Below are 9,787 nucleotides of genomic sequence, written 5' to 3' on the forward strand. Positions count from 1 at the left end.
AATGCTGGCAGACCAACACCCCCTACGACCCCGCCAGACACCGCGCCGCCCAAGCCCATCAACACCGAGCGGCTTGACACAGGGCTACTCAGGGGGCGCGGTGGAAGCGCTCGGCGCGGCCCTGGTTGAGCAGCCGCAGCCAGTCCCGGAACCCGCGCGGGTCCTTCTTGGTGACGAGGAAGTACCAGGCGAACCGGGGCAGCTCCAACAGCCCGATCCGGCGCATCCCCGGCTGGCTCATGAGGAACCCGCGGTTGCGGTACGTGTAGTACCGCTTGGTCGGGTCCTCGGGGTCCTGCGCGTGCAGCCGCCCGCCGAGCATCGGCTTGAACTCCTCGCCGCCCTGCGGGTGCAGGTAGGTGGCCTGCAGGGCCGTGCCGAACGGCAGCCCGGACCGCAGCATCCGGCGGTGGGTCTCGACCTCGTCGCCGCGGACGAACAGACGCAGGTCCGGCACGCCGACGACGTCGAGCGTCGACGCCCGGAACAGCGCTCCGTTGAAGAACGACGCGATGCCGGGCAGCAGCTCCTGGTCGCCATCCGGGTCGGCGGCGAGCAGCGCGGGGCGGGTGCGGTGCCAGGTCAGGCCGCGGCGCAGCGGGAACGCCAGCCGGTCCGGCTCCGCCTTGTCCGCGACGACCGGCGAGACGGCGGCGAGCCCGCGCCGCTCGGCCAGGTCGAGGAGGGTGGCGAGGGCGGACTCGTCGCCGGCGTGCCCGTCGTCGTCGCCCAGCCAGACCCAGTCCGCCCCCATCGCGAGCGCGTGCAGGATCCCGAGGGCGAACCCGCCGGCGCCGCCGAGGTTGTGCCAGGAGGGGAGCCAGGTGGCCGGCAGGCCGCAGGCCTCGACCACCTCGCGCGCGGGCCGGTCCGGACCGTTGTCGACGACGACGAGGTGTGCGATCGGGTGGGTCTGCTTGGCCAGCGCGGCCAGCGAGTCGACCAGCAGCTCGCTGCGGTGCCGCGTGACGACGACGGCGACGACCGAGCCCGGCGGGAGCGGCTCGCTCACGAGGCGGCGTCCTCGTGGGCCGTGCGGGCCGGGTCGTGGAGGAGGGGCTCGCGCAGGCGGCCGTGCACCGGATGGTCGGCGAGGACGTCCCGCCCCTTGTAGTGGTGCAGCACGTCGCGCAGCGGCCCGAACTCGCGGATCGTGCCGTGCTCCATCCAGATCGCGGTGTCGCAGAGGTCGGCGAGGAACTCGTCCGAGTGGGAGGCGAACACGAGGATGCCGGAGCGCTCGACCAGCTCGTTCAGCCGGTCGCGGGCCTTGGCGAGGAACTCGGCGTCGACCGCACCGATGCCCTCGTCGAGCAGCAGGATCTCCGGGTCGATGCTGGTCACGACGCCGAGCGCGAGCCGCACCCGCATGCCCGTCGAGTAGGTGCGCAGCGGCATCGACAGGTAGTCGCCGAGCTCGGTGAACTCGGCGATGTCGTCGACCCGGGACTCCATCTCCTTGCGGGTCATCCCGAGGAAGAGCCCGCGGATGATGATGTTCTCCAGGCCGGAGATCTCCGGGTCCATCCCGACGGCGAGGTCGAAGATGGGCGCGACCTTGCCGCGCACGGCGGCCCGGCCCCGGGTGGGCTCGTAGATGCCGGACATCAGTCGCAGCAACGTGGACTTGCCGGCGCCGTTGTGACCGACGAGCGCGATCCGGTCGCCCTTGCGCAGGGCGATCGTGATGTCCCGCAGCGCCTCGATGATCGGTACCTTCGCCTCGGTGCCGATCCGGCCGCCCGCCCGGCCGAGGACGGACTTCTTCAGCGACCGCGTCTTGGCGTCGAAGATGGGGAAGTCGACGCAGGCGGCGTCGAGGTCGATGCTCGGCTCGTTCATCTCACACCCAGTACGCCACGCGGGCCCGGTAGTTGCGCATGCAGACCAGGCCGACGGCCCAGCCCACCACCGTGATCGCCAGGACCACGTACCAGTACCGCCACACGGTCTCCTGGCCCAGCAGCGGCCGGCGCAGGATCTCCAGGAAGTGGAAGACCGGGTTGAGCTCGACGAGCCGAGCACGCTCCTGCACCGCCGGGTTGTCGCCGAGGATGTCGACCGACCAGACGATCGGCGTCAGGTAGAAGACCAGCTGGACGACGCTCGCGATGATCGGCGGGATGTCCCGGAACCGGGTGGCGAGGATGCCCGACAGGATCGCGATCCACCCGCCGTTGATCGCCAGCAGCGCGAACGCCGGGATCGCCAGCAGCAGCGACCAGCCCAGCGGGTGCGGGAAGACGATCATCAGGACGACCCAGATGACCATGTTGTGCAGGAAGAACAGCGTCTGCCGCCAGACCAGCCGGTAGACGTGGAGGGACAGCGGTGCCGGGAGGAACTTGATCAGCCCCTCGTTGGCGATGAAGACCTCGCTGCCCTCGAGGATGCAGCCGGACACGAAGTTCCAGATCAGCAGCCCGACGGCGACGTGCGGCAGGAACTCCGCCAGGGGCACCTGGAACAGCAGCGAGTACAGCAGCCCGAGGCCGAGGGCGATCACGCCCATGCTGATGCTGATCCACAGCGGACCGAGGACGGACCGCCGGTAGCGCTGCTTGATGTCCTGCCAGCCCAGGTGGCCCCAGAGGGCCCGCTGCTGCCAGCCCTGGCGCAGGTCGCCGAACGCGCGCGCCCAGCTCCGCGAGCCGGGCGCGTCGGCGATCACCGGGCGCGCCCGCCCGGCGGTGCTGTCGTCCACGGTCACGGCCACCCGACGAGGGTACCGACGGGTGAACGTCCGGCCGCGAGCGGTGGTCCACCGGGCGCGACCTGCGCGGACACGGCTCTAGAGGTACTGCCCGGTGCCGCGCCCGCCGCCCTCCGGCACCTGACCCGGGAGCTGGCCGCCGATACCCGGGGGGAGCCCCCGGCGCATCTGCTCCAACTGCGCCCGCGCAGCCATCTGTTGGGCGAACAGCGCGGTCTGAATGCCGTGGAAGAGGCCCTCCAACCAGCCCACGAGCTGGGCCTGGGCGATGCGCAACTCACCTTCGCTCGGGGTCGCGTCGTCGGTGAACGGCAGGGAGAGGCGGTGGAGCTCCTCGCGCAGCTCGGGGGCCAGGCCCTCCTCGAGTTCCTTTATCGAGTTCTCGTGGATCTCGCGGAGCCGGGCGCGGGAGGCCTCGTCCAGCGGTGCGGCGCGCACCTCCTCGAGCAGCTGCTTGATCATGGTGCCGATCCGCATCACCTTGGCCGGCTGCTCGACCATGCTGCCGATGCCACCCTGCTCGCCGTCGTCGCCGTCGGCCTGGCGGATCTCCGACTGCGGCACGCTGGCCATGCCGACCGGGCGCCCGTCCGGCCCGATCACCATGACCTGCTGCTGTCCGTCGTTGACCTCTGGTGCCGTCATGTCCCCCATCATGCCCGCCTACTCGGCGACCAGCAGCAGCTTGCCCACCACGCCGCCGGCCTCCAGCGTGCGGTGCGCCTCGGCGGCCTGCGACAGGGGGAAACGGGCGTGCACGACCGGCTTCACCCGGCCGTCGCCGAGCAGCGGCCAGACCTGCTCGCGCACCCCGGCGACGACCGCGCCCTTGCCGTGGGGCCCCTCGACCGGGCGCCCGCGCAGGCCCATCGCGGCGACACTGCCCCGCTTGGCCAGCAGCGCCCCGATGTTGATCTCGGCCTTCACCCCGCCCTGCATCCCGATGATCATCAGGCGGCCGTCCGACGCGAGGGCGGCCACGTTGGCCTTGAGCCCCTTGGCGCCCATGTTGTCGAGGATGACGTCCGCCCCGTGCCCGTCGGTGGCCTTCTTCAGCTCCTCCGGCACGTCGGCGTCGTAGTCGATCACGATGTCGGCGCCGAGCTCGCGGCAGACGTCGAACCGCGCGGGGTTGGCCGTGGCGGCGACGCGGGCGCCCAGCGCCTTCGCCACCTGGATCGCGTGCGTGCCGATGCCGCTGCTGCCGCCCTGGACCAGGAAGGTCTCGCCCGCCGCGAGGCCGGCCCGGTCGACGACGTTGGACCACACCGTGCAGGCCACCTCGGGCAGGCTGCCGGCGGTCTCCAGGTCCACGCGCTCGGGCTGCGGCAGCAGCTGGGCCGCCGGCACCACGACCTTCTGCGCGTACCCGCCGCCCGCGAGCAGGGCGCAGACCTCCTCGCCGACCGACCAGCCCGTGACGCCCTCGCCGAGCGCGGCGATCCGGCCGGAGCACTCCAGGCCGAGGATGTCCGACGCCCCGGGCGGCGGCGGGTAGTTCCCCTGCCGCTGGAGCAGGTCGGCCCGGTTGACCGCCGTGGCGACGACGTCGAGCAACACCTCGCCGGGGCCCGGCTCCGGGTCCTCGACCTCGGTCCACCGCATGTTCTCCGGGCCGCCGGGCTCCGCCACCGTGATCGCGTACATGTCCGTGGACGCTATTCCGTCGTGGCCACGGACGCAGTCCGGCAGGCTGGTGCGCCATGGTGGGAACGGTCCGGCACTGGCCGCAGCGCGATCTCGTCCTGCACACCCCGCGGCTCGAGCTCCGTCCCGACGACGACGCGGGCCTGGCCGAGCTGGTCGAGGTCGCCTACGCGGGCATCCACCCGCCGGAGCGGATGCCCTTCCTCGTGGCGTGGACGGACGCGGATCCGCGGTACATGGGCCGCGGCACCCTGCAGTACTTCTGGTCCGAGCGGGCGCGGTTCGCGCCCGAGGCGTGGGCGCTGCACTTCCTGGTGCGGCACGAAGGCCGGGTGATCGGGATGCAGAGCCTCACGAGCACGCAGTTCACCGTCCGGCGCGAGGTGGACTCCGGCTCGTGGCTGGGCCGGGAGCACCAGGGCCGCGGGTTCGGCACGGAGATGCGGGCGGCGATCCTCGGCTACGCGTTCGACCACCTCGGCGCACGGCACGCCCGCTCCGACGCGTTCGCCGACAACGCGGCCTCGCTGCGGGTGTCGGAGAAGCTCGGCTACGTGCGCGACGGGATCTCGATCGTCGCGCCGCGCGGGGAACCGGTGGAGAACGTGCGGCTGCGGCTGACCGCGGAACGGTTCGCGCGGCCGGGCTGGGAGCTGGTCGTCGAGGGGCACGGCCCGGAGCTTGCCGGACTGCTCGGCGCGGCGTGAGGAGTTGTCCACAGGTCTCTGATCCTGTGGACAACTCCGCCGCGGTCCCGGTCCGGGGCGCCGGGAGCGTCGGTGCCGCGCCCGACCGTGCGGCCATGACCACTCACGGCCGTGACCCCGAGCCCGACCGGACCGCCGTCCCCGATCCCTCCGACGCCCGGCCCGCCTCCGCCTGGCGGCGGGTCGTCTGCGTGGTGCTGGGCATGTGCGCCGGGCACGTCGACGCGCTGCGCGGCCGGCTCGCCGCCTGCCTCGCCGTGCGCAGCTGCGACGGTTCGCTGCGCGAGGCGCGGCGCTGGGCGCGCGCGCACCGCGTTCCGTGGGACCCGCTGGAGGGCGGCCTACGCGCCCTCGGGGCCCGGTGCGACTGCGAGGCGCTCGAGGTCGTGGAGCGGGAGTGAGGGGGAGCGGGGGCGCCGCCGGCTCAGCCCAGGCTGGTGGTGCTGAAGGTGTCGCAGCGGGCAGGGTCGCCGGTCCTGTAGCCGGTGGTGAACCACTTCTCCCGCTGGGCCGAGCTGCCGTGCGTGAACTGGCTCTGGTCGACGCGGCCGCCGCCGAGGTTGCTCTGGATGTAGTCGTCGCCGATGCGGGCGGCGGTGTCGAGGGCGGCGGCCACGTCGGCGTCGGTCACGTCGGTGATCAGCGGCCGGCCCGAGGCCGTCGGGGTCGTGGTGGCGTGGTTGCCCCACACCCCGGCGTAGCAGTCGGCCTGCAGCTCCAGCCGCACCGACCCGGATGTCGGGCCGCTGTCGCCGGAGCGGACCTGGCGGTTGGTGCCGAGCAGGTTCTGGATGTGGTGCCCGTACTCGTGCGCGATCACGTAGGAGCGGGCGAAGGGACCGCCCTCGGCGCCGAACCGCTGCTCGAGCTCCTGGAAGAAGGTGAGGTCGATGTAGACCTCGGAGTCGCCCGGGCAGTAGAAGGGCCCGACGTCGGAGGTCGCGCTGCCGCACCCGCCGGTGCTGACCTGGCCGGAGAAGAAGTTGGTGCGCGGCGGGGTGTAGGTCTGGCCGGCGCGGGCGAACGCGTCGGACCAGTAGCCGTCGAGCGAGTTGACCACCGCGGTCACCTCGCAGTCGAGGTTCGAGTTGGCGTCGGCGCCGGTGCGGCAGCTCTCGGCGATCTGCGTGTTGTCGGCGCTCTGGCCCGCGGGCAGCCCGGAGAGTCCGCCCGGCAGTGCGAAGCCGCCGGAGGTGCCGCCGCCCCCGCCCCCGCTGAGGGAGGAGAGCAGGAAGAAGACGATCAGACCCACGATCCCGAGCCCGCCGCCGCCGAGGGCGACCCGGCCGCCCACCCCGCCGCCGCCCCCACCGGATCCGCGCAGGTCGTCGATGTTCGACGTGTCCAGGTCCGCGTTCTCGTCGAACCGCATCCGTGCTCCTCCCCCGGGGCCCGGCGGGCGACCCGCGGACCGACGACGAGATCCCACCACACCGGGGGCGACCGGGGCGACACCACCGCGCGCCCCGGTCGCGACGGGCGCCGGGGAGCGGAGCGCACGCACGGCGACGCATCACGGAACACCGGTCCGAGGTCCCCCAGTAGGGTGCGGAACCGTGACGGATCACGCGTCGGATGCGCCGGAGGCGTCCACCACCCCGTGGCTGGACGAGAGCGAGCAGCGGTTCTGGCGCGCGTGGATCCTCTCCTCGACGCTGCTGGAGAACCGGCTCAACCGCGATCTCCAGGAGGGTCACGGCCTCTCCCACGGCGACTACGGCGTGCTGGTCATGCTGTCCGAACAGGACGGTCACCGGATGCGGATGAGCGCCCTCGCGGACGTGCTGGCGCTGTCGAAGTCGCGGCTGTCGCACCAGGTCTCGCGGATGGAGAAGGCGGGGCTGGTCCGCCGGGACGGCGACGTCTCCGACGGCCGCGGCATCTTCGCCTGCCTCACCCCGCACGGCTACGAGCGCCTCGTCGCCGCCGCGCCGACCCATGTCACCGGCGTGCGCAAGTACGTCGTCGACCTGCTCGACGCCGACGAGCGGGCCCAGGCCGCGGTCTTCATGGAGCGCGTCGCCGCCGGCCTGCGGGAGTGCTCGTAGCGGCGACCCGGCTCCGGGGCCAGCCGCTAGGCTGCCCGACGGAAGCGTGGCAGAGCGGCCGAATGCACTCGCCTTGAAAGCGAGAGACACGAGAGTGTCCGGGGGTTCGAATCCCTCCGCTTCCGCCAGTCCGGAGCCCGGTCGCCCGGGCGTCGTCCGGGCCGCGTCCCGAGGGAGCACCTCCACCGGCCCGGCCGGTGCTCCGCCCGTCTCCTCCCCGAGGGGTGATCCGGCGGCCGTGGGCACCCGCTGGACTGACGCGCATGACGGCGGGATCCGGCGAGCGCCGCGTGGTCACGCTCGGGCGTGCGATGGCCGCGGCGTTCGCCGTCGGGTCGGTCGGCTTCGTCCTCGGGCCCTTCCCGGGCTACATCGACCTGGTCGGGCCGCAGGCGGACGCGATCACGTTCTTCGTCGCGTCGCTGTTCTTCACCGCGGGCGGGACGCTGCAGACCGTGCTGGCGGCGCGGGGGCGGGACGAGCCGGGAGCGGGTCGCGCGGCCTGGTGGGCGGCGACGGTCCAGTGGGTGGGGACGCTGTCGTTCAACGTCACGACCTTCCGGGCGCTGCTGGTCACGCTCGACGACCCGCTCTACGACCGGCTCGTCTGGCGCCCGGACGCCGTGGGCTCGGTCTGCTTCCTGGTCTCGGGCGTGATCGCCTACCGCGCCTCCGCCCGCCACGGGCTGCTGCCGGCGCGTCAGGGGCGGGGGTGGTGGCAGCCGGGGGTGAACCTGCTCGGCTGCATCCTGTTCGGGATCGCGGCGGTCGCCGGCTACGTCGTCCCGGGCACGGGGTCGATGCTGGACCTGGCGGCGGCGAACTGGACCACCGCGGCCGGCGCCGTCTGCTTCCTGGCCTGCGCCGTCGCGGGCCTCCTCCCGCGGGCCGGAACCGCGACCGACCAGGCAGAACCCGGCCGCGCGCAACACCGTCCCTGACCGCGAGGGTCCGAGAACGACCGGACCCCGCCGCACCGGGGTGCGGCGGGGTCCGGCGAGGACGAACTCAGTTCGTGGCGGAGCGCTGCGATCCCTGGAGCTCGGCCAGGTGACGGTCGATCGCGGAGGAGCCGCGGTCCGACAGCGTGCTGCCCAGGATCCGCTCGGCCATCTGCGTCGAGAGCGCACCCAGGTCCGCGTGCAGGGCCTGCGCGGCGGTGGCCCGCTGCGTGGCGATCTCCTCGGCGGCGCGGGAGCGGATGGTGGCGGCCTCCTGCTCGGCCTCCGCCCGCAGCTCGGCCTTGACCTCGGCGCCCTCGGAACGGGCGGTGTCGCGGATGCGCGCGGCCTCGGCGCGGGCCTCGGCGAGCTGCTCCTCGTACTGCTGCTTGAGCTCCAGCGCCTGGGCGCGGGTCTCCTCGGCGCGGGCGAGACCGCCCTCGATCCGGTCCTCGCGCTCGGCGTAGAGCTTCTCGAACTGCGGGAAGACGAGCTTCGCCAGCAGGAAGTAGAGCGCCCCGAATGCCACCAGGCCGACGACCATCTCGATGCTGCTCGCGCCCAGCGGCGGGGCGAAGCCGGTGACCACGAGGAACAGCAGGGCGAGCAGTCCGACCGCCACGATGGCGGACACCACCGCCGCCACGGCCGAGTGCTTGCCCGAGCCCTGCGATGACATACGGCCCCCTGAGGTCGTCGATCCGGGTACGACGTTATGTTGCCGGACCGGGTCCGCGCCACTACCACCCGGGTCAGGACGAGCCCGTGCGGTGTGTTCTCCCGCTCCTTCGGCGTCCGGGTCTCGCCGGTCGCCAGGGGCGCGGACGGTGGCGGCCGAGCCCGACATCCGGGCGCGGGTGCGCCAGGATGGCGGGCGATGCTCCTCGACAGGTCCGGCCGCCGCTACCCGCTCGACGAGCCGCGTTGGCGCGGTGACGACGGCTCCCCGCTCCTGGTCGAGCCGCTGTCGGGGATCACCCGCGACCAGGTGGACCCGGCCGTGCGCTCGCAGTGGCGCTACGCCGCGGCCCTGCCCCTCCCGCTGGAGCCGGTGACGCTCGGCGAGGGCACCACCCCGCTGCTGCCCCACCGCGTCGACGACGTGGAGCTCGGCCTCAAGCTCGAGTGGTTCAACCCGACCGCGAGCTTCAAGGACCGCGGCAGCTCGGTGATGCTCTCGCTGCTGCGCGCCCAGGGCGTGCCCGCGATCCTCGAGGACAGCAGCGGCAACGGCGGCTCGTCCGTCGCCGCGTACGCCGCGGCGGCCGGGATCGCGGCCACGATCCTCGCGCCGGAGTCCACCTCGCCGGCCAAGATCCGGCAGAGCCGCGCGCACGGGGCGACCGTCGACCTCGTGCCGGGCAGCCGGCAGGCCACGGCCGACGAGGCCGTCCGCCGCTCGGCCGAGGTCTTCTACGCCAGCCACAACTGGCATCCGTTCTTCCTGCAGGGCACGAAGCTGCTGGCCTACGAGATCTGGGAGGACCTGGGCTTCGCGGCGCCCGACGCCGTGGTCCTCCCGTGCGGCGCCGGCAGCCTCGTGCTGGGCTGCCACCTGGGCTTCGGCGAGCTGCTCGCGGCCGGCGCGATCGACCGCCGGCCCCGGCTGCTGGTCGCCCAGCCACGGCACTGCAGCCCGCTCGTCGCGGCCTTCGAGACGGGGGCCGACGCCTCGCGGTCCCGCACCGGCCGCGCGATCGCCGTGCCCTCGGCGATCGTGCGGGGCCAGGC

At 73.4% G+C, this 9,787-nt stretch carries 12 protein-coding genes and 1 tRNA gene; 6 read left to right on the forward strand and 7 right to left on the reverse strand.

Features of this window, described 5'->3' with window-relative positions; translation table 11 throughout:
• Positions 1 to 88 precede the first annotated feature (88 nt).
• The 5 genes from AB0B41_RS41545 to AB0B41_RS41565 all read right to left on the reverse strand — a co-directional run bounded on the left by AB0B41_RS41545 (position 89) and on the right by AB0B41_RS41565 (position 4,360).
• Complete coding sequence (locus AB0B41_RS41545) at positions 89 to 1,012, reverse strand: glycosyltransferase family 2 protein (protein ID WP_358212542.1); 924 nt, start codon at positions 1,010 to 1,012, stop codon at positions 89 to 91.
• Positions 1,009 to 1,842, reverse strand: coding sequence for an ABC transporter ATP-binding protein (locus AB0B41_RS41550; protein ID WP_358212544.1), 834 nt, complete (start codon positions 1,840 to 1,842; stop codon positions 1,009 to 1,011). Before AB0B41_RS41550 ends, AB0B41_RS41545 begins: the two co-directional genes overlap by 4 nt.
• Position 1,843: 1 nt before the next feature.
• On the reverse strand, positions 1,844 to 2,710 hold the full coding sequence (locus AB0B41_RS41555; RefSeq protein ID WP_358212559.1) for an ABC transporter permease: 867 nt from the start codon (positions 2,708 to 2,710) through the stop codon (positions 1,844 to 1,846).
• Between the two features lie 81 nt (positions 2,711 to 2,791).
• Positions 2,792 to 3,358 (reverse strand): bacterial proteasome activator family protein, encoded by a 567-nt coding sequence (locus AB0B41_RS41560; protein WP_358212546.1) that lies wholly within the window; start codon positions 3,356 to 3,358, stop codon positions 2,792 to 2,794.
• 18 nt (positions 3,359 to 3,376) lie between these two features.
• Positions 3,377 to 4,360: an NAD(P)H-quinone oxidoreductase gene (locus AB0B41_RS41565; protein ID WP_358212548.1), complete on the reverse strand. Its 984-nt coding sequence runs from the start codon at positions 4,358 to 4,360 to the stop codon at positions 3,377 to 3,379.
• Positions 4,361 to 4,416: 56 nt separating this feature from the next.
• Between AB0B41_RS41565 and AB0B41_RS41570 the strand changes: the two genes are divergently transcribed.
• Positions 4,417 to 5,067 (forward strand): GNAT family protein, encoded by a 651-nt coding sequence (locus AB0B41_RS41570; RefSeq protein ID WP_358212549.1) that lies wholly within the window; start codon positions 4,417 to 4,419, stop codon positions 5,065 to 5,067.
• A gap of 95 nt (positions 5,068 to 5,162) precedes the next feature.
• Positions 5,163 to 5,468 (forward strand): DUF2695 domain-containing protein, encoded by a 306-nt coding sequence (locus AB0B41_RS41575; protein WP_358212550.1) that lies wholly within the window; start codon positions 5,163 to 5,165, stop codon positions 5,466 to 5,468.
• Positions 5,469 to 5,491: 23 nt separating this feature from the next.
• Here the strand turns inward: AB0B41_RS41575 and AB0B41_RS41580 are convergent, their stop codons facing one another.
• Positions 5,492 to 6,439: a neutral zinc metallopeptidase gene (locus AB0B41_RS41580; RefSeq protein WP_358212552.1), complete on the reverse strand. Its 948-nt coding sequence runs from the start codon at positions 6,437 to 6,439 to the stop codon at positions 5,492 to 5,494.
• Positions 6,440 to 6,623: 184 nt separating this feature from the next.
• Between AB0B41_RS41580 and AB0B41_RS41585 the strand changes: the two genes are divergently transcribed.
• The 3 genes from AB0B41_RS41585 to AB0B41_RS41595 all read left to right on the forward strand — a co-directional run bounded on the left by AB0B41_RS41585 (position 6,624) and on the right by AB0B41_RS41595 (position 8,056).
• Complete coding sequence (locus AB0B41_RS41585) at positions 6,624 to 7,115, forward strand: MarR family winged helix-turn-helix transcriptional regulator (RefSeq protein WP_358212553.1); 492 nt, start codon at positions 6,624 to 6,626, stop codon at positions 7,113 to 7,115.
• A 40-nt stretch (positions 7,116 to 7,155) separates the two neighbouring features.
• A tRNA-Ser gene (locus AB0B41_RS41590) sits at positions 7,156 to 7,243 on the forward strand.
• A 135-nt stretch (positions 7,244 to 7,378) separates the two neighbouring features.
• On the forward strand, positions 7,379 to 8,056 hold the full coding sequence (locus tag AB0B41_RS41595; protein WP_358212555.1) for a hypothetical protein: 678 nt from the start codon (positions 7,379 to 7,381) through the stop codon (positions 8,054 to 8,056).
• Positions 8,057 to 8,123: 67 nt separating this feature from the next.
• Here the strand turns inward: AB0B41_RS41595 and AB0B41_RS41600 are convergent, their stop codons facing one another.
• Positions 8,124 to 8,735 carry a F0F1 ATP synthase subunit B gene (locus tag AB0B41_RS41600; protein ID WP_358212557.1) on the reverse strand — a complete coding sequence of 204 codons (612 nt, stop codon included), beginning with the start codon at positions 8,733 to 8,735 and terminating at the stop codon, positions 8,124 to 8,126.
• 198 nt (positions 8,736 to 8,933) lie between these two features.
• Between AB0B41_RS41600 and AB0B41_RS41605 the strand changes: the two genes are divergently transcribed.
• The coding region (locus AB0B41_RS41605; protein WP_358212558.1) for a pyridoxal-phosphate dependent enzyme at positions 8,934 to 9,787 on the forward strand (854 nt) is incomplete at its 3' end.

Origin of the sequence: Pseudonocardia sp. NPDC049154, assembly GCF_040648315.1 — a bacterium.
In the GTDB taxonomy this organism is placed as follows: domain Bacteria; phylum Actinomycetota; class Actinomycetes; order Mycobacteriales; family Pseudonocardiaceae; genus Pseudonocardia.

Bases quoted from the DNA above. Each gene is read 5' to 3' on its own strand.
- AB0B41_RS41570 (WP_358212549.1), top strand. From the start codon at position 4,417: ATGGTGGGAACGGTCCGGCACTGGCCGCAGCGCGATCTCGTCCTGCAC.
- AB0B41_RS41580 (WP_358212552.1), bottom strand. From the start codon at position 6,439: ATGCGGTTCGACGAGAACGCGGACCTGGACACGTCGAACATCGACGAC.
- AB0B41_RS41550 (WP_358212544.1), bottom strand. From the start codon at position 1,842: ATGAACGAGCCGAGCATCGACCTCGACGCCGCCTGCGTCGACTTCCCC.
- AB0B41_RS41565 (WP_358212548.1), bottom strand. From the start codon at position 4,360: ATGTACGCGATCACGGTGGCGGAGCCCGGCGGCCCGGAGAACATGCGG.
- AB0B41_RS41600 (WP_358212557.1), bottom strand. From the start codon at position 8,735: ATGTCATCGCAGGGCTCGGGCAAGCACTCGGCCGTGGCGGCGGTGGTG.
- AB0B41_RS41595 (WP_358212555.1), top strand. From the start codon at position 7,379: ATGACGGCGGGATCCGGCGAGCGCCGCGTGGTCACGCTCGGGCGTGCG.
- AB0B41_RS41575 (WP_358212550.1), top strand. From the start codon at position 5,163: ATGACCACTCACGGCCGTGACCCCGAGCCCGACCGGACCGCCGTCCCC.
- AB0B41_RS41560 (WP_358212546.1), bottom strand. From the start codon at position 3,358: ATGACGGCACCAGAGGTCAACGACGGACAGCAGCAGGTCATGGTGATC.